This window comes from Knoellia tibetensis (assembly GCF_048606415.1).
In the GTDB taxonomy this organism is placed as follows: Bacteria; Actinomycetota; Actinomycetes; order Actinomycetales; family Dermatophilaceae; genus Knoellia; species Knoellia tibetensis.
The window spans coordinates 238863-261008 of sequence record NZ_JBMBWF010000003.1 but is presented as its reverse complement, the minus strand read 5'-3'; the positions used below and the strand labels follow the sequence as shown (position 1 = coordinate 261008).

The following is a 22146-nucleotide window of genomic DNA, read 5'->3' as shown; positions in this document are numbered from 1 at the left end:
CTCGCCGGGTGAGCACCCTCGCCGAATCCCTCCGGGCCTCGACGACCCTCGGGGACCACGACATCGAATGGGTCCACCTCGTCGTGGGCGACTGGCAGCTCATCGCGGACCTCTCGTTCGCGGACCTCGTGCTCTGGGTGCCCACCGGCCTCGACGGCTGGCGGGCGGTGGCGCACGTGCGTCCCAACACCGGGCCGATGGTCTTCTACGACGACATCGTCGGGCGGACGTCGGGACGCTGGCGTGAGCCGATCCTCTCCGAGGCCTACCGGCACCGGCGGATCGTCAACGGGCGCGAGCCCGAGAGCCAGGGCGAGACCGCGGTGCGCGAGCAGGCGATCCCGGTCGTGCGCGAGGGGCGGTCGCTCGCCGTCATCACCAAGCACAGCAACGTCGTCACCGGGCGCACCCCGAGCCGGCTCGAGCTGACCTACCGGCTGCTCGCCGAGTCGATGACGACGATGATCGCCGCGGGGGAGTTCCCGAGCACGGCGGCGCCGACGGGTGCGCGACGTGGGGCGCCGCGCGTCGGTGACGGCGTCGTGCACCTCGACCTCGAGGGCACCGTGCTCTATGCCAGCCCCAACGCGATCAGCGCGATCCACCGGCTCGGCCACCGTGGCGACGTCATCGGCGAGGTGCTCGCGACCGTCGTGGCCGACCTGCTCCAGGCGTCAGGGTCGACCGTCGACGAGTCGCTGGCCGTCGTCATCACCGGCCGGGCGCCGTGGTGGACCGAGGTCTCGACGCAGTCGGCGAGCGTGAGCCTGCGGGCGATCCCGCTCACGCACAACGGCTCCCGCACGAGCGCCCTGCTGCTGTTGCGGGACGTGAGCGAGCTGCGGCGGCGCGAGCAGGAGCTCATCACCAAGGACGCGACGATCCGCGAGATCCACCACCGCGTGAAGAACAACCTGCAGACGGTGGCGGCTCTGCTGCGCCTGCAGTCACGCCGGGTCCCGGACCAGACGGCACGCAACGCCCTCGACGAGGCGGTGCGGCGCGTGGGCACGATCGCGCTCGTGCACGAGACCTTGAGCCAGGGCATCGACGAGACGGTGAACTTCGACGAGATCGCCCTGCGCGGGCTGCGTGCCGTCGTCGACGTCGCCGTCACCGAGCACCGCGTCGAGTCCTCGCTCACCGGTTCGTTCGGCCGGATGCGGGCCGAGGACGCCACGTCGCTCGCCATGATCGTGTCCGAGCTCGTCCAGAACGCCGTAGAGCACGGGCTCGCCTCGCGTGGCGGGACGATCCTCGTCCACGTCGACCGCGCCGAGATCGAGCCGGGCGTCGACGGCCTCACCGTGACGATCACCGACGACGGGACGGGTCTGCCCGCCGGGTTCCGGCCCGTCCTCGCGGGTCTCGGGACGCGCATCGTCACCTCGCTCGTGCAGGACCTCCAGGGGCGGATCCGCTGGGAGCCGGCGTCGCCTCACGGCACCCGGGTGGCGTTCACCGCCCGGCTGCGTCCGCTGACCCGCTGACCGGGGGACTCGGGGACCCGTGCCAACCGGTGCGCGGGCAAAGCAAACGGCCCCGCGGGTGGCGGGGCCGTCGTGTCCGTGCTGCGGTCAGCCTGCGCGGCGGGCGCGGGCGTTGCGACGCTTGAGAGCGCGGCGCTCGTCCTCGGAGAGTCCGCCCCAGACGCCGGCGTCCTGTCCGGACTCGAGCGCCCACTTGAGGCAGGTGTCGACAACTTCGCAGCGACGGCAGACTGCCTTGGCCTCCTCGATCTGCATGATCGCCGGGCCGGTGTTCCCGATGGGGAAGAACAGCTCGGGATCCTCATCGAGGCAAGCAGCGCGGTCGCGCCAATCCATGGGTGGTGCTCCTGTCCGTGGAGTTCAGTGGTGCTGGCCGCTAGCGGAGGGTGGAGCAGGGCCAACAATGAGGTTGCGCCCTTGCAAACCACTGGACGTCAACACGCAGACGTCCGAAGTGTCAGTCTAGACCCCCCTACCCAATTTGGACAGGGTCAAAATCCGCAGAGTCTCCGACATCGGCTGCGTCTCCAGCGGCCTCTGTCAGGCGCAACGTGTGGCTGGCCGGGGACGTTCCGGCGCGGGCGGGGGTGTGGGTGCGGCCGCGGGTTTGCCCGTGGCCGGGGACCTCGGGGACCTCGGGGACGCCGGGGGCGAGGCCGGGCGCGACGAGGCCGGGTCCGACGAGGCCTTGTTCGTGGGCGGGGCGAGGGCGACCTGGAGCTCGACGGCTTCTCGGCCGCTCACCAGCAGCGCGCGTCCCGGCCCCGGAGCGAAGCCGCGCGGTGCCCGGATGCCGAAGGCCTCGCCGTCTCCCGGGGCCCGGGGTGCGAGGAGCAGGCCGGTCTGCGCCCGGGCCACCGCCGGGACGACGCCTCGGAACTGCGCAGCCACCGAGGGCGTGGCACAGGCGGCGACGACGAGGCCGCCGTCTCGGTCCACGAGGGCGGTCAGCTCGAGCAGTGCTGCCTCGACAGGCGTGCCCTCGATGCGGTCGGCGTCGTCGACGAGGACAACGAGGTCGGGGTGGGTGCGTCGTGCCTCGACGAGGGGTTCGGGGCGCCACGGGTCGACACGCACGACGCGCACGGCCTCGTCCGCAGGCGACTGGGGGCCTGCGTCGGCGCCGTTCGTCGCGCCGGTGTCTTCCGCGGCTGCCCTGACGGCGGTTGCCACCGACCCGGCGGGCCCTTCGACGACGGCGACGACGCGCCCCGCTTCGACCGCCGCGGCGCCGATGCTCGCGAGGGTCGTCGAGCGGCCGGTGCGTGGGTGGCCGGCGACGAGGATCCGTCGCCCCTCGCGCGCTGGGTCGAGCAGGGCGACGCCGCCGGTGTCCGCCGAGAGACCGATCGCCAGTGCCTCCGGCCCGGCCGACGGACGCACCAGCGCGGCGAGCTCGGCACGGTCGACGCGGGTGGGCAGGGTCGGCACGGCGAAGGGCAGCAGGTCACGTGCCTCCGGTCCAAGGTCGACCGGTGGGGTGGCGCCGGACGCGGAGTCCTTGCGCGCGGAGGTCTCCCGCGCCACGGCGAGGAGCGCCTCGGCCATGGGGTCACGCCGCGCGAGCTGCACCTCCGCCCGGTCGCGGAGCCGCAGCGCCCGGCCGGGCACCCGGCTCGAGGGAAGGTCGCGGCGGGAGAGGCCGGCATACGTCGCGTCGGCAGGGTCGGCGAGGGGGAGCAGCAGGGTCTCGGTGACGACCGAGCCGAGCCGGCTCGAGAGCGCCGTGCGGTCCCCGGCGACGACGGCGCACAGGGTTGTGTCGCCGGCACGGAGCAGGTCGAGGAGGTCGTCCTGCAGCCCGCCCAGCCCCAGGCCCGACGCGGCGTCGAGCCGGTCCCAGCCGTCGACGAGGAGCAGCCCCGAGGCCGTCGGACCCTCGGCATCTGCCCGGGCACGGAGCCGATCGAGGAGGCGGCGGACGCGCGAACCGTCGTCCGCACGCACCACGGCTCCCACCTGCGGCAAGGCCTCGAGGTCCGCGAGCTCGCCGGTCGTGTCGACGACCCACGCGTGCCGCGTCCCCGGACCCGCGAGGTGAGCGGCGAGCACCGTACGTAGGGCCGCCGTCCGCCCGGAGCGCGGCCCGCCGACGACGAGCCAGTGCCCATCGGGTGCGTGGGTGAGGACGGTCTGCCCCTGCTCGAGCGGCAGGTCCACGAGCCCCACGCCCTGCGGTCCGACGTGCGCGAGCTCGAGGACCTCACTCAACGGCGGCAGCCACGGGCGGTGGGGTGCAGGAACCCCCGCCGAGGTCGCGGCTGCACGCAGCAACCTGACGAGCGCGCCGAGTCCTGAGCCAAGCCCGTCACACACGGCACGTTCGCCTTCGACCGGAGGCCCTGTCGCAACGCCCGAACCCGACACGACGAGCCGAGTCGGCTCACCGTCGGGGCTGAGCACGGTGACCCGAGCCCCACCCTGGGCGGTCGCGGCGCCCACGCGGGCGGCCTGGAACTCGACGAGCGCGCCGTCACCGCCACGGGCGAGGCCGCGACCGGGTGTGCCGGGCGAGAGTCGCGCCGCGTCGGGCGCGCCGACGACGTCGTGGGAGTCGGCCGCGTCGCGCACACGCATGGCGATGCGCAGGTTGACGTTGGCCGCGATGTCGGGCGTCACCGCACCGGCCGGTCGCTGCGTTGCCAGGACGAGGTGGACGCCGAGCGAGCGACCGACGGCGGCGAGGCCGACGACGCCGTCGACGAAGTCGGGCAGATCCTCGGCGAGGAGCCGGAACTCGTCGACAACGATGACGAGCCGGGGGAGCGGGCTCCCCGACCCCGAGCCCGCCAGGCGGCGGTGTTCCTCGAAGTCACGGGCGCCGGACTCGGCGAGCAGCCGCTCCCGCCGGGTGATCTCGGCGCCGAGGCTCAGGAGGGCGCGTGCTGCGAGCCCTTCGTCGAGGTTGGTCACGGAGCCGACGGTGTGGGGAAGGTCGGCGCACTCACCGAACGCCGACCCGCCCTTGTAGTCGACGAGGACGAAGGAGACGTCCTCAGGGGAGCACTCGAGGGCGAGCGAGGTGACGAGCGTGCGCAGGAGCTCGGACTTCCCCGAACCCGTCGTACCGCCCACGAGGAGGTGGGGGCCGTCGCTCGCGAGGTCGATGGTCCACTCCCCACCCACCCGGCGCCCGAGCCGCGCCACGGGTCGGCCGCTGCCGGAGCGCCAGTGGCGCACGACGTCGTCGGCCACACCGAGGGACCCAGACCTGACTGCACGGGCATCGAGCCAGCCGACGAGGTCGAGGAGGTCGACGTCGTCCGGAAGGGTCTCGCGGCCACCGGACACGTCGACGAGCGGCGCCAGAGCGCGGCCGATGCGCTCGCCCCACCACGGCCCCACGAGGTCCGGGACGAAGCCGGGCACCGGATCGACCGCGTCGACGTCGAGCCGTGCCGACCCGTCGACGCCCTGCCCGAGTCCGACGACTGCGTGGCACGAGCCAGGAAGCGCCCCGACGTGCCTGGCCCCGACGAGACAGCGCACACCGAGGTCGCGGCCGCGCTCGAGGAGGTCGAGGAGCTCCGGGTCGGCGTCGTCCGCGGCGGACAGGACGACGACGACCCGCGGCGCGGTCGCGGACGTGCCGCGCTCGCGCTCCTCCTCGCGCGCCGCCACCACCTCACGGAGAACGTCGACGCACCTCTCGACCGGCCCGTATGCCGTCGTGTGCGGCAGCCACCCGGCCCACCTCAGCGGGGCGTCCCGACCCGCAACGGGCACGACGAGCTCGAGGTCGCGTGGGGAGTGCAACGTGGCGAGCTGACCGACGAGGTGCCGGAGCACGGCCTCGACCTCTGATGCAGGTCCGGCGATCCCCAGCCCTCCCACGCGCTCGAGGTCCACCTCGACGGGAACGTCTCTCAGGGGCGGGTGCTCGACCTCACCGTTGGGTGGGACCCACCCGGTCCGCGAGGGCAGCTCCCCGACGCCGACCCGCAGGCGGCCGAAGTCGGGGGCGGTGGGGCGCCGTTCCCACACCCGCGTGCCCGGCCCGCTCGCGATGGTGAGAACGGTGGCCGCGTCGGGCGCGGCGTGCCAGCGCTGGCGCCGTTCGAGGGCCAGGAGGCGGTTCAGCTCCTCCTGCCGACGGGCCAGCAGAACCTCGTGGGCCTCGACCTCGCGCGCGTGGTCGCGACGCGAGCCGAACCGGTCGCTGACGACCGACCCGACGACCATGAGCGGCGAGAGCAGCGCAAAGGCGAGCATCTGCGGACCGACGACGAGGGCCAGCAGGGCCGCGAAGGGCAGGGGAAGCAGGGCTGCCAGCCACGGGATCCGCACGCGCCGCGGCGGGCTCGGCGAGGACGGAGCCCGGACGGTCGCGGCGACCTCGGGCGGAAGCGTACGCGGCGCACGGTTGACCGCCAGCCGGCCTGACCCATCGGGCCGGGTCGGTGCACAGGCGCTTCCCGCGCGGTCGAGGCGGAGGAGCGACGACCCCACCGCCACGAGGTCGCTGCCGTCGACGACGGCCACCTCCGACTCCGAGGTCAGGGTGACGTCCCCACAGCGAGTGCCGTTGGTCGAGCCGAGGTCGGCGATGCGAAAACCGTTGTCAGAAGGAGCGATCGACACATGACGCCGACTGATCCGGTCGTCGTCGAGGCTCAGGCCGAGCCCGGCCGAGCGACCGACGACGAGCCCGTCGACCGGCAGGGGGTGGCGCCAACCGGCGTCAGGACCGGCGACGACGACGAGGTCGGTCGGAGTGGCTCGGCAGGGGGCGGAACGGGGAGGCTCGCCAACGACCAGGGTCGCGCCGTGGAGCAGCGGCGGCAGGCCGACGACCGAGGTCGGGTCCACCTCGACCCCGCGCGAGGTGACGCGGTCGATCTGCGTCCCGAGGGTCTCGGCGAGCAGCGGCAGGACCTCCCCGAGCGTCGTACCCGCGGGCACGGCGACCCGGACGTCGAGGGCGTCGCCACGGCGGGTGGGCAGGAGGACGGTGAGGTCGAGCTCGACGGCGGTCTCCATGCCGAGAGGCTAGGAAGAACCGGTGAATCCGCCGCCGGCTTTTCCACAGCACCGCCTCCGACCCGCGCGCCGACGCGAAGGCGAGATCGTTCAGGTCGGGTCGGTCACGGCATACGCGCGCATGCTCAACGGCGCCATGGCGAGCTGCTCGCCGGCCGGCGTCGACTCGGTGTTCTCCGGCCGCTCCCACACGCTGTCCCAGAGGAGGCGGTAGGCAGACAGGCCCGGTGCCTTCGGCAGCGTCACCTGCTGCTCCTCGCGACCGCCGTGCAGGACGACGAGCACGGACTCGTGGCCGAGCCACGCGCCGTTGACGAGCATCTGGAGCGTCCGCTGGCCGGGGTCCGACCAGTCGCGCATCGCCTCCCCGTCGGCGGCGTACCAGGCGAGGTCGATCGACCCGTCGGCGTGAACCTCCTTGCCCTCCGCCCAGGTTCGCGCGCGCAGCGCCGGGTGCTCGCGGCGGATGGCGGTGAGGTGCCGCGTCGTCGCGAGCAGGTCCTCCTGCCACGGCTCCAGGTCCCAGTCGAACCACGTGGTCGGGTTGTCCTGGTTGTAGGGGTTGTTGTTGCCGCCCTGGCTGCGACCCAGCTCGTCGCCGGCGTTGACCATCGGGATCCCCGAGGAGAGCAGGAGTGTCCCGAGCAGGTTGCGCATCGACCGGCGCCGCAGCGTCAGCACCTGCTCGTCGTCGGTCGGGCCCTCGACGCCGTGGTTCCACGAGCGGTTGCCGTTCGAACCGTCCCGGTTCTCCTCGCCGTTGGCCTCGTTGTGCTTCTCGTCGTATGCCGTGAGGTCGGCGAGCGTGAACCCGTCGTGGGCGGCGACGAAGTTCACCGATGCCGTCGGGCCGCGGTCGCGGGTCCCGAAGAGGTCGCGCGAGCCGGCGAGCCGCGTGGCGAGGTCCTGCACGCCGTGCGCCACCTGCCCGGGGCCCGACGACCGGTGGTCGCCGAGCCAGAAGTCGCGCACGGAGTCGCGGAAGCGGTCGTTCCACTCCGAGAAGGGCGGCGGGAACTGGCCGGTGCGCCAGCCGTGGAGACCGACGTCCCACGGCTCGACGATGAGCTTGGTGCGCGAGAGGACGGGGTCGGTGCGCAGGCCGACGAGGAAGGGGTGGTCGGGGTCGAACTCGTCGGTGCGCCCGCGGCCGAGGGCGACGGCGAGGTCGAACCGGAAGCCGTCGACGTGGCACTCCTGCACCCAGTAGCGCAGGGAGTCGAGCGCGAGGCGGCACATCACGGGGTGGCGCAGGTCGAGGGTGTTGCCCGTGCCGGTGACGTCGATGTCGCGGCCGCGCTCGTCGAGGCGGTAGTAGGCGCGGTTGTCGAGGCCGCGGAAGGAGAGCGTCGGACCGGTGCCGTCGGCCTCGGCGGTGTGGTTGTAGACGACGTCGAGGATCACCTCGAGGCCGGCGCCGTGGAGCAGCTTGACCATGCCCTTGAACTCGTCGACGGCCCCCTGCGGGTCGGTGGCCGCGGCGTAGGGCGCGTGCGGGGCGAAGAACCCGAGGGTGTTGTAGCCCCAGTGGTTGGCCAGCCCCTTGCGGACGAGGAACGGCTCCGAGGCGAACGCGTGCACGGGCAGGAGCTCGACCGCCGTGACGCCGAGCCCGAGGAGGTGGTCGACGGTCGTGGGGTGGGCGAGACCGGCATACGTGCCGCGCAGCTCCTCGGGCACTCCCGGGAGGGTCTTGGTGAGGTTGACGACGTGCGTCTCGTAGATGATCGTCTCGCTACGCGTCGTGGCCGGGGGCGCGTCGTCGCCCCAGTCGAAGGACGGGTCGACGACGACCGATCGCGGCATGGCCGCAGCAGAGTCCGTGTCCGAGGGCGCGGTCCCGTCGCCGGACCAGCCCTCGTCGTCGACGACGTGGCCGAAGACCGACGGACCCCACCGGACCTCGCCCTCGATGGCGCGGGCGTAGGGGTCCATGAGCAGCTGGGCCGGGTTGTGCCGCATGCCCTGCTCGGGGTCCCACGCGCCGCCGACGCGGAAGCCGTAGCGCTGGCCCACCCCGACGTCCGGCACGAACCCGAACCACCACCCGTGGGCGTGGTCGACGAGCGGCACGCGGCGCTCGCTCGTGCCCTCGGCGTCGCCGGTGTCGAAGAGGCAGAGCTCGACGGAGTCGGCGTGGCCGGCATAGACACAGACCTCGATCCCGCCGTCGTGGAGGGTGACGCCCGGGGCCGGGGGCAGGTCGGGTGCGACCCGCAGCGAGGGGGCGGCGGCAGCGGACGTCACAGGCGTCATGCCCGGCAGCCTATTGACGCCACCCGTCCGCCCGCAGCGTCCCGTCCTCCCGCGCGAGTCGTCGGCGCGCCGTGACAAGGTGGACCCATGAGTGATCCCACCTCCCTCCCGAACTTCCCGCCGCCGGCGAACGAGCACCCCCTGCGCGGTCGCGTCCTCGACGTCCTCGTCGACGCCGGCGCCCAGCCCAACATCGACACCGACGGCGACGTGGCCTACCAGGCCAACGACCAGACGATCTTCGTGCGCGTCACCGAGGGTGACCTGCCCGTCATGCGCGTCTTCGGCCAGTGGACGCTGCCCGAGGAGGTCGCGAGCGACGCCGAGAAGGTGTCCGCGACGTGCAACGAGGTCAACCTCTCGCTCAACTGCGTCAAGACCGGCGTCGCCAACAACACCCTCGTCGTCACGAGCGAGCACCTCGTCGTCCAGGGCGCCGATGTCGCCACGCTCGTGCAGGTGAGCACGTCGATCATCCTCTCGGCGGTGCAGCTGTGGCACGAGCGCGCGCTCGGCCTCGAGCCCGGCCAGGGCTCCCAGACGCAGGCCGACCAGGACGGCGGCCAGCCCGGCCCCGACGCCAACGGCTCGACCCCCGGGCAGGGCAGCTGATGTCGTCGGCGGCCGAGGTCGTGCGGCTCGAGGTCGAGGACGGCATCGGCGTCATCCGGCTCGACCGTCCGCCGATGAACGCGCTCGACGCCGACGTGCAGCGCGGCATCATCGCCGCCGCCGAGGAGGCGACCGAGCGCAAGGACGTCTTCGCCGTCGTCGTCTACGGCGGGGAGAAGGTCTTCGCCGCCGGCGTCGACATCAAGCAGATGGCCGACTGGTCCTACACGGACATGGTCGACTACTCGCACCTCTTCCAGGACTTCACCCGCGCGCTCGCGCGGATCCCGAAGCCGACGGTCGCCGCGATCACCGGCTACGCCCTCGGCGGCGGGTGCGAGGTCACGCTGGCGTGCGACTTCCGCATCGCCGCGAGCAACGCGAAGCTCGGCCAGCCCGAGGTGCTCCTCGGCGTCATCCCCGGCGCCGGCGGCACCCAGCGGCTCGCCCGCCTCGTCGGTCCCGCCAAGGCCAAGGACCTCATCTTCACCGGCCGCTTCGTCGACGCCGACGAGGCGCTAGCGATCGGCCTCGTCGACGCGGTCGTCGACCCGGGGGAGCGTGGTTCGGAGGCGGTCCTCGCGGCCGCCAAGGACATGATGAAGCGGTATGCCGGCGGGCCGGCCTACGCGATCCGCGCGGCCAAGGAGGCGATCGACTCCGGCCTCGAGGTCGACCTCCAGAGCGGGCTCGAGATCGAGCGACTGCTCTTCGCCTCGGTCTTCGCGACGAAGGACCGTGGCACCGGCATGCGCTCGTTCATCGAGAACGGACCGGGCAAGGCGACCTTCGAGGGAGCCTGAGCCACCGACGGGCTCGCAACGTGCCCGGGGCGTCCTGGCGGGCGATCCCGGGCACGTGTGTGTCCGGGTGCCGGCAGGCTGCGTCAGCAGTGCACCTTCGTGGACTCGACGATCTCCTCCACGAAGGTCTGGAGTCCGTCGACGCCCTGGTAGAGGTGTGCGCGGATCCCGAGGATCTCGGCCGACGCGATGCTCGCGCGCGACGTGTCGACGTAGGCCATCTGGCTGAACAGAAGCTGCGTGCGCAGCGCCGCCTGGCTGAAGACGTCGGGGTCGGGCTTGGCGAGGCCGATGTCGGCGCTGCACACCCAGCCGTCGACCTCGTCGGTGAGGCCGAGACGCTCGAGGTCCTCCTCGAGCCGGCTCGTCGCGTTGACGAGGAGGATGACCTGCACCCGCGACCGGGCCCGGCGCACGACGGAGAGGGCCTCGGTGTCGACGGTCCCGGACGGGCTCATCCACTCCTCGACGGCGGGCCGCGCCTGTTCCCCGTGGCCGCTCACGATCTCGTCGGCCACCGCGTCGCGCCACGCGCGGTCGTCGAGGTCCCCGGTGAGCGCCCGGTCCAGCCCGTCGTGGGCCGCGGCCGCCGCGCTGAGAGCGCCCGCAGGCAGCCCGTATGCCGTCTCGACCGCGGGGGTGTGGGCGGAGTCCCAGATCCGCAGCACCCCGTCGAGGTCGAGGAGCAACGCGGTGATCACCGTCTCGCCTCCCGGCTTCTTCGGGTACCTGACCGGTCGATCGTCTCCTACTCGCGGCGCCGGGTGGGGCTTTGGGGGCCGGGCAATCTGCCCGCAGTCCGCGGTCGGGCTGTGCCCACGATCACGCCGTGAGGATTCTTCGGTCGGGGAGGACCCGGCATACGCTCGGACGTGGACCAGCTCTCGGTCCGCACGCCACCCCAGAGAAGAGGACGAGGCACGCATGAACATCGTCGTCTGCGTCAAGTACGTGCCCGACGCACAGTCCGACCGGACCTTCAACGAGGCCGACAACACGACCGACCGAGAGGGCGTCGAGGGTCTCCTGTCGGAGCTCGACGAGTACGCCGTCGAGGAGGCGCTCAAGCTCGCCGAGGCAGGCGAGGGCGAGGTCACCGTCGTCACCGTGGGTCCGGAGCAGGCCGTCGCCGCCGTCAAGAAGGCGCTGCAGATGGGCGCCGACAAGGCCGTGCACGTGAGCGACGAGGCCATCCACGGCTCCGACGCCGCCGCCACCTCGCTCATCCTCGCCGAGGCCGTGAAGAAGGCTGCCGGCGGGGAGACCCCGCAGCTCGTCCTCACCGGCATGTCCTCGACGGACGGCGTCATGGGCGTCGTGCCCGCGATGCTCGCCGAGCGCCTCGGCCTCCCGCAGGTCACCTACGCCTCCGAGCTGACGATCGACGGCGACAAGGTCTCGATCCGCCGCGACGGCGACGCCGCCTCCGAGACGATCGAGTCGACTCTGCCGGCCCTGGTCTCGGTCACCGACCAGATCAACGAGCCCCGCTACCCCTCCTTCAAGGGGATCATGGCCGCCAAGAAGAAGCCGGTCGAGACGTGGACCCTCGCGGACCTCGGTGTCGACGCCGGCCAGGTCGGTCTCGACGCCGCGTGGACCAAGGTGACGTCGTTCGCCAAGCGCCCGCCGCGTGAGCAGGGCCAGCTCGTCACCGACGAGGGCGACGGTGGCACCAAGCTCGCCGAGTTCCTGTCCGCCCAGAAGTTCCTCTGAGGAGTACGCACCCATGGCTGAAGTTCTCGTCCTCGTCGACCACGCCGGCGGCAAGATCCGCAAGGCGACCGCCGAGCTCCTGACCCTCGCCCGCCGCCTCGGCGAGCCCTCCGCGGTCTACGTCGGCCCCAACGCCGAGACCGCGCAGGTCACCCTCGCCAAGTACGGCGCCCACAAGGTCTACGTCTACGACACTGCCGACGCCCTCGAGTACCTCGTCGCCCCCCAGGTCGAGATCCTTACCGCGGTCGTCGAGAAGACCTCCCCGCTCGCCGTGCTCATCCCGAGCAACGCGGCCGGCAAGGAGATCGCCGCCCGCCTCGCGATCCGCACCGAGTCCGGCGTCATCACCGACGCCGTCGACGTCAAGCCCGGTGGAGAGGGAGTCGAGACCACGCAGTCGGTCTTCGCCGGCTCCTACTCCGTGACGTCGACCGTGACCAAGGGCACCGCCATCGTGGCGGTCAAGCCGAACTCGGTCGCCATCGAGGCGGCCCCGGCCGCCGGTGAGGTCGAGAAGGTCGACGTCACCCTCTCCGACGCCGCCAAGGCCGTCCGGATCGTCGAGTCCAAGCCCAAGGCCGCCACCGGCCGTCCCGAGCTCACCGAGGCGGCGATCGTCGTCTCCGGTGGTCGCGGCACCGGTGGCGACTTCGGCCCGGTCGAGCAGTTCGCCGACAGCCTCGGCGCCGCGGTGGGTGCCTCGCGCGCCGCCGTCGACGCCGGCTGGTACCCGCACAGCAACCAGGTCGGCCAGACCGGCAAGCAGGTCTCGCCGCAGCTCTACGTCGCCGCGGGCATCTCCGGGGCCATCCAGCACCGGGCCGGCATGCAGACGTCCAAGACGATCGTCGCGGTCAACAAGGACGAGGAGGCCCCGATCTTCGAGCTCGTCGACTTCGGTGTCGTCGGTGACCTCTTCACCGTCCTGCCGCAGGCGACCGAGGCCGTCAAGAAGGCCAAGGGCTGACCCGCAGCCGCGAACGCCCCATCAGGAGGCGACGTTGAGGGTCCGGAGGGAACGTTTCCCTCCGGACCCTCAACGTTTCCGCATGGGGAGCAAAAGCTGGGACGAACGTAGGATTTGCTCGTGAGCGCGTATCTGGACCATGCCGCGACGACCCCCATGCGGGCATCGGCGCGCGAGGCGTGGACCGAGCAGGCCGAGCGGGGCGGCAACCCGTCGTCGCTGCACACCTCGGGGCGTGCGGCCCGCGCCGTCGTCGAGGAGTCGCGCGAGCAGATCGCCGACGCCCTCGGCGCGCGCCCGTCCGAGGTCGTCTTCACCTCCGGGGGGACCGAGGCGGACAACCTTGCCGTCAAGGGCTCGTATGCCGCCCGCCACCGGTCCGTGGGCGCCTCCCGCCTCGTGGCCAGCGGCGTCGAGCACCACGCCGTGCTCGACCCGGTCCAGCACCTCGCGCGGCGGCAGGGCGCCGAGGTCACGTGGCTCGAGCCCGACCGCTGCGGCCACATCTCCGTCGACGACCTCGGTGCGGTTCTCGACGGCACCGACCCCGACTCGGTGGCGCTCGTCAGCGTCATGTGGGCCAACAACGAGGTCGGCACCGTCCAGCCCGTGGCGGAGCTCGCGGCCGTCGCGCGCGAGGCGGGCGTGCCCTTCCACACCGACGCGGTGCAGGCCGTCGGCCAGCTCCCCGTCGACTTCGCGCAGTGTGGCGCCGACCTCATGACCGTCTCGGCGCACAAGGTGGGTGGTCCCGTCGGAGTCGGGGCGCTGCTCGCGCGTCGCGACGCCGCGCTCGTGCCCCTCGTCCACGGCGGTGGGCAGGAGCGGCACGTGCGCTCGGGCACGCTCGACGCGGCCGGCATACGCGCGTTCGCCGTGGCGCTCACCGAGGCGGTGGGCGAGCGCGAGACTGCGGCGGCAAGGCTCACGGCCCTGCGCGACCGGCTCGTCGCGGGCGCGCTCGGACTCGACCTCGGCATCACCGTGAGCGGCTGCTGGACCGAGGGCGACGCGACCGGGCGCCTCCCCGGCAACGCGCACCTCCTCGTGCCGGGATGCGAGGGCGACTCGCTGCTCTACCTCCTCGACGCCGCCGGGGTCGAGTGCTCCACGGGGTCCGCCTGCCAGGCGGGCGTGCCGCAGCCGAGCCATGTGCTCCTTGCGATGGGCTACCCCGATGTGCAGGCGCGTGGGGCGCTGAGGCTCACCCTCGGTCACACGTCCACGGAGTCCGACGTCGACGCCTTCCTCGCGGCCCTCCCGGCCGTCGTCGAGCGCGCCCGTCGCGCCAGCGGGGCGGCCTGATGCGGGTCGTCGCCGCCATGAGCGGGGGAGTCGACTCGGCCGTCGCCGCGGCCCGCATGCTCGACGCCGGGCACGAGGTCGTCGGCGTGCATCTCGCGCTGTCACGATCGGCGGCGACGCTGCGCGAGTCGGCCCGTGGCTGCTGCACCATCGAGGACGCCGGTGACGCGCGCCGGGTCGCCGACCGGCTCGGCATCCCGTTCTACGTGTGGGACATGGCCGAGCGGTTCCAGCGCGACGTCATGGACGACTTCGTCGCGGAGTACCGGGCGGGGCGGACCCCGAACCCGTGCCTGCGGTGCAACGAGTCCATCAAGTTCGCGGCGCTACTCGACAAGGCGCTGGCGCTCGGGTTCGACGCGGTGGCGACGGGGCACTACGCGCAGGTCGTCGAGCGGGTCGCGGCGGACGGCGGGGTCGTGCGCGAGCTCCACCGGGGCGTCGACGCCGACAAGGACCAGTCCTACGTCCTCGGGGTGCTCGACGCCGACCAGCTCTCGCGTGCGTTCTTCCCCCTCGGCGACACGACGAAGCCCCGGATCCGCGAGGAGGCTGCCGCGCGCGGGTTCTCGGTCGCGAAGAAGCCCGACTCCTACGACATCTGCTTCATTGCCGACGGCGACACCCGCGGCTGGCTGACCAAGCGCCTCGGTGAGCAGCCCGGCGAGATCGTCGACGCCGGGAGCGGCGAGGTCGTCGGCACCCACCAGGGGGCCTACGGCTTCACCATCGGACAGCGTCGCGGGCTCGGGCTCGATCGCTCGGCCGTCGACGGCGACCCGCGCTACGTCGTCGGCGTCGACGCACCGACCAACCGCGTCCTCATCGGCACCTCGGACCTCCTCGGGGTGGACCTGCTCACCGCCGACCACGCCCGCTGGTGCGGGCCCGCGCCGACCTCGGAGGTCCGGGTGGGCGCGCAGGTGCGGGCGCACGGTGAGGAGGTCGCGGCGTGGGCCCGCGTCGACGACACCGACCCCGAGGTGGTCCACGTGCGGCTCGACACGAGGCTGCGGGGTGTCGCGCCCGGCCAGTCGGTCGTGCTCTACGAGGGCACCCGGGTCGTCGGGTCGGCGACGATCGCCGCGACCTCCCGCCAGCGGGTTGCTCAGGGCGCCGGGTAGTTCTGGGTCCCGTAGCCCTCACGCATCGAGGCGCGGGTGAAGAGGAGCCAGTTGGTGCGCGGTGCGCTCGTGAGGCTGCCCGAGCCGCCCGCCGCGGCGATGACCCGGCTCGTGTGGCTGGCCGTCTCCGAACCCCACACGCTGTCGAGCGTCGTCGGCAGCCCCCAGACCCACCGGCAGATCTCCTGAGCGGCACGCACCTGGGCCGCGGAGCCGGTGCTGAAGCTCACCGTCGACGGACCGGCCACCTCGTTGTCGAGGTGGATGTGGTTGCTGTGGTCGCTCGGGTGTGAGCCGTAGGTGAGGACGTCGCGGAAGTAGCGGTGCACCGACGCCGCCGTCGCCCAGTAGCGGCGCCGCTCGGGTGCCTTGTCCGCCTCGGCCCAGTCCATCCAGATGTCGCGGCGGGCATAGAACCGGCGCACCGGGCTGCCACTGGCCGTCTTCGTGTAGATGTGCGTGAGGTCGAACCCGACGCCGTTGTTGTGCGCCGAGGTGACGCGGCCGTCGTAGTGCACGCCGAGACAGCCCACCCGGTAGGCGGCGCCGAAGGAGTCGGGCACGTTCGCGGCCCAGAAGTCCATCCACTGCCCCATCTGGTCGTGGAAGCTCGGGCGGTAGCCGAAGGACGTGAGGTCGCTGAGGTTGATGTAGAAGGTCGGCACGCCACCGACGCCCGGATAGCTCGTGATCGTCCCGTGCGCCGCGGCGGCGCCGGCGCCGGCGACCGTGAGACCGGTGAGGCCGAGGGCCGCGCCACCGGCGAGGCCGGTGACGAGGCTGCGGCGCGTCGGGTGCGCGCCGGGGGAGGTGGAGCCGTGGTCCGTTGCCATGACGGGATCCTTTCCGTATGCCGGCCGGCCCGGTGTCGGTCGGTCCTCACCACGGTGGACCCCGCCGCTGCCGAACCGCTGCGGTTCCGCTGCGACCCCGCTGCGCATGGCCAGGCTCGTTGCGTCCGGCCGGGTGACGGTGGAGCAACCACAGTTGCGGACGCAAGGGCTGGGGAATTGTTGCGTCCGGCAGGGTGACGGTGGAGCAACCACAGCTGCGGACGTTGCCGGCCCGGAAGGTCAGGTGAGACCGCGGGCGAGGGCCCGGACGGCGAGGTCGGCGCGGGACTCGGGCAGGCCGGCATACCCGATGACGAGACCGCGCCGGTGCGACTCGACGGCGTAGGCCGAGAGCGGGTTGACCGCGACGCCGTGGCGCAGCAGCGACATCGCGACCTCGTGGTCGTCGACGTCGTCGCCGAGGAGGAGGACGAGGTGGAGGCCGGCGTCGACGCCGCTGAGCCGGTGGTGGGGGAGGTGGTGGGAGAGGGCGTCGACGAGCCGGGCGCGGCGGGCGGCGTAGGTCCGGGCGGCGCGGGCGTGGTGGGCTGCGAGCGACCCGCTGGCGATGAACTCCGCGACCGCCTCGCCGGTCATCTCGTTGACGAGCAGCCCCCGCCGCTCGAGCTCGGTCCGGATCCGGTCGCGCAGATGGCGTGGCGGCGCGAGCCACGAGACGCGCAGGGTCGGCACGAGGATCTTGGACGCCGTCCCCATGTAGAGGACGTGGTCGTCGGCGCCTTCGAGCGACCGCAGGGCGGGCAGCGGAGAGACGTCGTAGCGGAACTCGCCGTCGTAGTCATCCTCGATGACGACCGCGTCGGCGCTCCTCGCCCAGTCGAGCAGCGCGGTCCGTCGCACGACCGGCATGCGCGCGCCGAGGGGGTACTGGTGCGAGGGCGTGACGTAGACGGCGGCGTCGGTGCGGCGCAGCATCGCCGGGTCGAGACCGTCGTCGTCGACAGGCAGGGCCCGCACGCGGCATCCACTGTCGGAGAACGCCGTCCACGCCTCGACGTAGCCAGGGTCCTCGACGGCGACACTGCGGCCGCGCAGGCCGAGCGCCTCGGGGAGCGCCTGGACGGTCGCGCTCACACCGGGGGTGACGAGGAGGTCGTCGGGGTCGACGGCGATGCCCCGGCTGCGTCGGATGTGGTCGGCGAGGACCGTCCGCAGACGGGTGTGCGCCGGGCCGCTGTCGAGGTCGTTCGTCGGCACGAGCGAAGCCGCGTGCCGCCACGCCCGCCGCCAGGCGGTGCGGTCGAGGAAGCCGATGTCGGGCCGGCCCGGACGCAGGTCGTGCCGCACCTCGGCGCGCGCAGGCCGGGAGGGTGCAGGGCGACAGGGAGCCATCGGCTCGACCGACGAGAGGGCGCCGGCGCGGGCCGCCCGGTCGGCACCCGGGGCGATCGCGGCCCCCGAGCCGGCGCGCGTCTCGATGAAGCCGGCCGACGCGAGCTCGTCGTAGGCCGCGACGACCGGACCGCGCGAGACCCGGAGCTCGGAGGCGAGGACGCGTGTCGAGGGGAGCGGGTCGCCCGGGCGCAGGCGTCCCTCCCGCAGCTGGGTGACGAGGGCGTCGGCGATCCGGTGGCGAAGCGGGCGGTCGCCGTCGTCGAGGACGAGCGGCAGGTCGACCGAGCGGGCGGAGCGGGGCATGCCCGGCACCATACTGGTCCTGCACCATTGGTGATAGTGGTTCTGGATAGAGGTCCACTTCTCGCCGACGATAGTGCGCATGAGCCATCTCGCCCTGCACCGGCACAAGGAGCGCGGCAGCACCGAGCGCGCCGTCCTCGACGCCATCCTCGACGACGTGCTCGCCGGCACCCTCAGCACGGTCGTCGACGGCCGGCCGTGGGTCGTGCCGATGCTCTTCGCGCGGCAGGGCGACCGCATCCTGCTCCACGGCAGCACCGGTGCGGGCGCTTTGCGCCATGTCGCCGCGGGCGCTCCAGCCGCCCTCGCGGTCATCGCCGTCGACGCGCTCGTGGTGGGCCACACGACCTTCGACTCCTCGGCGAACTACCGCTCGGCCGTCGTGCACGGGCACCTCTCCCCGCTGCCCGACGACGAGCGCGCGGCCGCCCTCGACACCCTGTCCGAGCGGATCCTGCCCGGCCGCACCACCGAGGTGCGCCCGATGACCCGGCAGGAGATGGCCAAGACCCTCGTCATGTCCCTGCCGATCACCGAGGGCGCGTTTCTCGCCAAGACGCGCACGGGCACCGCGAGTCCTCCGGACCAGGAGACCGACGCCTGGCACGGGGTCGTCGAGCTGCGCACCGTGGCGCTCGCGCCGCAGGCCGCTCCGACCTCCGTCGCGGCCGAGGTCCCCGCGTCGGTGCGTGACTTCGCGGGTGCGAGAGTTCTCGCGTGACACACGTATCGGGAGTCGGCTCCTGGCCGGGGGAGTCCGCACGCGAGGCCGTCGTCACGGTGCGCGACCTGCTCACCGACGCCGACGGCCTCGGCCTGCCCTACCTCCCAGAGCTGCCCGCCCGCGGGCCGGGATCCGACGTCATCGGCCGGTCCGCGGTGCTGCTCGCGGACCTCGCCGTCGACCTCCAGCCGTCGGGCTGGCGCTTCACCGACCGGCCGGGCCGCGACCACGCCCGCGCGCGATCGCTCATGCGCCAGGACCTCGACGAGCTCGCCGAGGCCTACGACGGGTATGCCGGCCCGCTCAAGATCCAGATCGCCGGGCCCTGGACCCTCGCGGCGTCGATCGAGCTCAACCGTGGGGAGCGCTCGATCACCGACGAGGGCGCCCGACGCGACCTCGTCGCCTCGCTCGCCGAGGGGCTGCGCCGGCACGTCGCCGAGGTGCAGCGCCTCGTGCCCGGCGCCGTCCTCACCGTGCAGGTCGACGAGCCGTCGGTCGTCGCCGTGCTCCGCGGCGAGCTGCCCACCGCCTCCGGCTACGGCCGGCTGCGGGCGGTCGACCGCGTCGAGGTGGCGAACGGCATACGGGAGGTGCGCGAGGCGCACGACGGTGACGTCGTCCTGCACTCGTGCCACCCGGCCGCACCGGTCGAGGTGCTCGCGTCGACCGGGGTCACCGCTGTCGCGCTCGACCTCACCGAGGCCTCCCCGCAGCGCTGGGAGCAGGTCGCGGGCGTGGTCGAGGCCGGGACCCGGCTCTGGGCGGGGGTCGTGCCGACGACGGCACCGGCGTCCGCCGCCGACGCCGTCCGGACCGCGACGGCCCGGGTCGTCGACGGGTTCGCCCGAGTCGGGCTGCCGGCCGCGACCCTCGCCGACGTCACCGTGACTCCGGCCTGCGGGCTGCCCGCACTCACACCCCGGGGGGCCGTCGACGTTTCACGGGTGGCGGTCGCCACCGCCCGCGAGCTCACCGAGAAGGAGCAGGACTGATGTCACCCGCGCCCAGGGTCCCGTGGCAGGCGAAGTATCTCGCGCTCGTCCTCATCTGGGGCTCGAGCTTCCTCCTCATGAAGGTCGGGCTCGAGTCGCTCTCGGCGGTGCAGATCGCGGCGCTGCGCCTCGTCACCGGCGCGGCGACCATCCTCACGCTGCTGTGGATGCGCGGCGGCTCGCTGCCGCGCGAGCGGTGGGTGTGGGGGCACCTCGTCGTCACCGGCCTGCTGCTCGGGACGATCCCGTTCACGCTCTTCGCGCTCTCCGAGACGCGCGTCAGCTCGGCCCTCGCCGGCATCGGCAACGCCACGACGCCGATAGCCACCGTGCTCGCGACCATGGCCTTCCTGCCCGGTGCCCGTGCGACCCGCCCCAAGGTCGTCGCGGTCGTCATCGGCTTCCTCGGTGTCGTGACGATCATGCAGCCGTGGACCTCGGCCCGGCCCGACCTCGTCGGCTTCGGCATGGCCCTGGCCGGCGGCGTCTGCTACGGCCTGGGCTGGACCTACAACCGCCGCTTCCTCGCGCGCGCCGACCTCGGCGGGCTGAGCCAACCGGCGGCGACCCTCCTCATGGGATGCCTGCTCATGCTGCCGGTGACCCTCGTCTGGGGAGCGCTGCAGCCGGGCGGCATTGGGTCGATCTGGGCCTACGACACCGCGCGGCTCGGCACGTCGACGATCGAGGCGGGCAGCGACGGCGGCGGGTGGGCGTGGCTGCCGCTGCTCTGCATCCTCGCGCTCGGCATCGTCGGCACCGGTGCGGCCTACATCCTCCAGTTCGACGTCGTCCGCGGCGCCGGGCCGGTCGTCGGCTCGACGATCACGTACCTCATCCCCATCGTCTCGGTGCTGCTCGGCGTGCTCGTCCTCGGTGAGGCGCTCGGCGTGTGGGAGGTCGTCGGGTTCGTCATCGTCCTCGCGGCGGCTGCCGTCATCAACGCCCCGGCGCGACGGGTGGCGACGCCGCAACCGGAGGTGGCACCGGCCGGTCGGCCCGCCTGACCCGCAGCCTGCCGCCCTCCGGTGTCGGAGATCCGGGGCCACGCACGTGATCGTGGCCCCGGATCCCCGACACCCGGCGCGGGCGGACCTCGCCCGGGACGCTCGTCAGGTCGTGCTCGGGGCCTTGACCTCGCGCCGGAGGATCTTGCCCGTCGGACCCTTGGGGAGCTCGTCGAGCAGCCACACCTGGCGGGGGTACTTGTAGGCGGCGATCCGCTCCTTGGTGAAGGCGATGATGTCCTCCGGCGTCGCCGTCGATCCCTCGCGAAGCGCGACCCCGGCACCGACCTGCTCGCCGAGGAGGTCGTCGGGGATGGCGACGACGGCGACCTCGAGGACGTCGGGGTGCTGGTAGATGACCTCCTCGACCTCGCGCGGGTAGACGTTCATCCCGCCGCGCAGGATCATGTCCTTCTTGCGGTCGACGATGGTGAAGTAGCCCTCGTCGTCACGGGTCGCGAGGTCGCCGGTGCGGAACCAGCCGTCGGGGATGGCCTCGGCCGTCGCCTGCGGGTTGTCCCAGTAGCCCTTCATGACGTTGTCGCCGCGGATGACGATCTCGCCCACCTCTCCGTTGGCCACCTCCTCGCCGTCGAGGTCGACGATGCGCATCTCGCAGCCGGGGATGGCCAGGCCGATGGTGCCGGGCTTGCGCTCGCGGTCGGGCATGTTGAACGACGCGACCGGCGAGGTCTCGGACAGGCCGTAGCCCTCGAGGATGACGCAGCCGAACTTCTCCTCGAAGGCCTTCATCACCTCGAGCGGCATCGCCGAGCCACCGGAGGCGCAGGTGCGCAGCGACGAGGCGTCGAGCGAGTCGGAGTCGGGGTGGTTGAGGATCGCGGCATACATCGTGGGGACGCCCTGCATGACGGTGACCTTCTCGTCGCCGATGACCTTGATGGCGGCCGCCGGGTCGAAGCGCGGGATGAGCGCGAGCGAGGCGCCGACCCGGACGGCGGCGTTGAGCCCGACGACGAGCCCGAAGACGTGGAAGAGGGGCAGGCAGCCCATGATGACGTCGTCGGGGGTGATCTGCTGGATGACCTCGGCGCAGCGCATCGCGTTGAGCGAGACGTTGTCGTGGGTGAGCTCGGCGCCCTTGGGCCGGCCGGTCGTGCCGGACGTGTAGAGGATGATCGCGGTGTCGTCGCCCTCGCGCTCGGTGGGCTCGGCGATCGGCTCGCCGCCCTCGAACGAGCCCTCGACCGGGCCCAACGGACCGCACGGGACGATGGTCGTGCCCGAGTTGGCGGCGCCCTTGGTCGCCTCGTCGACGAAGTCGGGCCAGACGAAGGCGACCTTGGCGCCGGAGTTCGTGAAGAAGAAGTCGATCTCGCCCGCCTTGAGCAGCGGGTTCATGGGGACGACGACACCGCCCGCGAGGAGGGTCCCGAAGAACGCGACGGGGAACGCCGGCACGTTCGGCAGGATGAGCGCGACCCGGTCTCCGGGCTCGATCCCGTTGGCGCGCAACGCTCCTGCGAGCTTCGCCGCCATGCCATGGAGCTGGCCGTAGGTGACGTCCTGCCCTTCGACCTTGAGCGCCGGGCGGTCCGGGCTCGACGTGGCGGTGCGGACGAGGTGCGATACGAGGTTGGACTCTGCGCTGCCCATGGGCTGGCTCCTTTGCCGTGACGGGGTCGTCGGCCATTGTGGTCCGCCGCACCGT

General features: G+C 72.9%; 17 protein-coding genes. 10 read left to right on the top strand and 7 right to left on the bottom strand.

What is annotated here, in order from left to right; translation table 11 throughout:
* Positions 1-8 precede the first annotated feature (8 nt).
* Positions 9-1490 carry a sensor histidine kinase gene (locus tag ACOJV7_RS15005; RefSeq protein WP_420191024.1) on the top strand — a complete coding sequence of 494 codons (1482 nt, stop codon included), beginning with the start codon at positions 9-11 and terminating at the stop codon, positions 1488-1490.
* 87 nt (positions 1491-1577) lie between these two features.
* On the opposite strand, the gene ACOJV7_RS15000 is transcribed toward ACOJV7_RS15005, so the two are convergent.
* From ACOJV7_RS15000 to glgX, 3 genes are all read right to left on the bottom strand, one after another.
* Entirely contained in the window at positions 1578-1826 is a 249-nt protein-coding gene (locus ACOJV7_RS15000) for a WhiB family transcriptional regulator (RefSeq protein WP_035905910.1), read from the bottom strand.
* 204 nt (positions 1827-2030) lie between these two features.
* Positions 2031-6470, bottom strand: a complete 4440-nt coding sequence (locus ACOJV7_RS14995; protein WP_420191023.1) for an FtsK/SpoIIIE domain-containing protein — start codon at positions 6468-6470, stop codon at positions 2031-2033.
* Between the two features lie 90 nt (positions 6471-6560).
* Positions 6561-8726, bottom strand: a complete 2166-nt coding sequence (gene glgX / locus ACOJV7_RS14990; RefSeq protein ID WP_420191022.1) for a glycogen debranching protein GlgX — start codon at positions 8724-8726, stop codon at positions 6561-6563.
* Positions 8727-8813: 87 nt separating this feature from the next.
* Between glgX and ACOJV7_RS14985 the strand changes: the two genes are divergently transcribed.
* Both ACOJV7_RS14985 and ACOJV7_RS14980 read left to right on the top strand, forming a co-directional pair.
* The gene (locus ACOJV7_RS14985) at positions 8814-9338 is read left to right on the top strand and encodes a T3SS (YopN, CesT) and YbjN peptide-binding chaperone 1 (RefSeq protein ID WP_420191021.1); all 525 of its coding nucleotides are present in this window, start codon (positions 8814-8816) and stop codon (positions 9336-9338) included.
* A complete protein-coding gene (locus ACOJV7_RS14980; RefSeq protein WP_420191020.1) occupies positions 9338-10141 on the top strand; it encodes an enoyl-CoA hydratase/isomerase family protein in 804 nt (267 codons plus the stop codon). Before ACOJV7_RS14985 ends, ACOJV7_RS14980 begins: the two co-directional genes overlap by 1 nt.
* An 83-nt stretch (positions 10142-10224) precedes the next feature.
* On the opposite strand, the gene ACOJV7_RS14975 is transcribed toward ACOJV7_RS14980, so the two are convergent.
* Positions 10225-10842 carry an HAD family hydrolase gene (locus ACOJV7_RS14975; RefSeq protein WP_420191019.1) on the bottom strand — a complete coding sequence of 206 codons (618 nt, stop codon included), beginning with the start codon at positions 10840-10842 and terminating at the stop codon, positions 10225-10227.
* Positions 10843-11065: 223 nt separating this feature from the next.
* Here ACOJV7_RS14975 and ACOJV7_RS14970 point away from each other — a divergent pair, with 223 nt between their 5' ends.
* From ACOJV7_RS14970 to mnmA, 4 genes are all read left to right on the top strand, one after another.
* On the top strand, positions 11066-11857 hold the full coding sequence (locus tag ACOJV7_RS14970) for an electron transfer flavoprotein subunit beta/FixA family protein (RefSeq protein ID WP_420191018.1): 792 nt from the start codon (positions 11066-11068) through the stop codon (positions 11855-11857).
* Positions 11858-11870: 13 nt separating this feature from the next.
* A complete protein-coding gene (locus tag ACOJV7_RS14965; protein WP_420191017.1) occupies positions 11871-12827 on the top strand; it encodes an electron transfer flavoprotein subunit alpha/FixB family protein in 957 nt (318 codons plus the stop codon).
* A 156-nt stretch (positions 12828-12983) separates the two neighbouring features.
* A complete protein-coding gene (locus tag ACOJV7_RS14960) occupies positions 12984-14132 on the top strand; it encodes a cysteine desulfurase family protein (RefSeq protein ID WP_420191079.1) in 1149 nt (382 codons plus the stop codon).
* Positions 14132-15256 (top strand): tRNA 2-thiouridine(34) synthase MnmA, encoded by a 1125-nt coding sequence (gene mnmA / locus ACOJV7_RS14955; protein WP_420191016.1) that lies wholly within the window; start codon positions 14132-14134, stop codon positions 15254-15256. Before ACOJV7_RS14960 ends, mnmA begins: the two co-directional genes overlap by 1 nt.
* On the opposite strand, the gene ACOJV7_RS14950 is transcribed toward mnmA, so the two are convergent.
* Positions 15241-16089, bottom strand: a complete 849-nt coding sequence (locus ACOJV7_RS14950) for a hypothetical protein (protein ID WP_420191015.1) — start codon at positions 16087-16089, stop codon at positions 15241-15243. The genes mnmA and ACOJV7_RS14950 overlap by 16 nt on opposite strands.
* Positions 16090-16329: 240 nt before the next feature.
* Positions 16330-17748 carry a MocR-like pyridoxine biosynthesis transcription factor PdxR gene (gene pdxR / locus ACOJV7_RS14945; protein ID WP_420191014.1) on the bottom strand — a complete coding sequence of 473 codons (1419 nt, stop codon included), beginning with the start codon at positions 17746-17748 and terminating at the stop codon, positions 16330-16332.
* A gap of 79 nt (positions 17749-17827) precedes the next feature.
* Here pdxR and ACOJV7_RS14940 point away from each other — a divergent pair, with 79 nt between their 5' ends.
* Genes ACOJV7_RS14940 through ACOJV7_RS14930 form a run of 3 tightly spaced genes read left to right on the top strand, consistent with a single transcriptional unit; the run spans position 17828 to position 20474 of the window.
* Positions 17828-18469: a pyridoxamine 5'-phosphate oxidase family protein gene (locus ACOJV7_RS14940; protein ID WP_420191013.1), complete on the top strand. Its 642-nt coding sequence runs from the start codon at positions 17828-17830 to the stop codon at positions 18467-18469.
* Positions 18466-19467 (top strand): uroporphyrinogen decarboxylase/cobalamine-independent methonine synthase family protein, encoded by a 1002-nt coding sequence (locus ACOJV7_RS14935; RefSeq protein WP_420191012.1) that lies wholly within the window; start codon positions 18466-18468, stop codon positions 19465-19467. The genes ACOJV7_RS14940 and ACOJV7_RS14935 overlap by 4 nt, the downstream gene beginning before the upstream one ends.
* A complete protein-coding gene (locus ACOJV7_RS14930) occupies positions 19467-20474 on the top strand; it encodes a DMT family transporter (protein ID WP_420191011.1) in 1008 nt (335 codons plus the stop codon). The genes ACOJV7_RS14935 and ACOJV7_RS14930 overlap by 1 nt, the downstream gene beginning before the upstream one ends.
* A 105-nt stretch (positions 20475-20579) precedes the next feature.
* On the opposite strand, the gene ACOJV7_RS14925 is transcribed toward ACOJV7_RS14930, so the two are convergent.
* Complete coding sequence (locus ACOJV7_RS14925; RefSeq protein ID WP_420191010.1) at positions 20580-22091, bottom strand: long-chain-fatty-acid--CoA ligase; 1512 nt, start codon at positions 22089-22091, stop codon at positions 20580-20582.
* Positions 22092-22146: the final 55 nt, after the last annotated feature.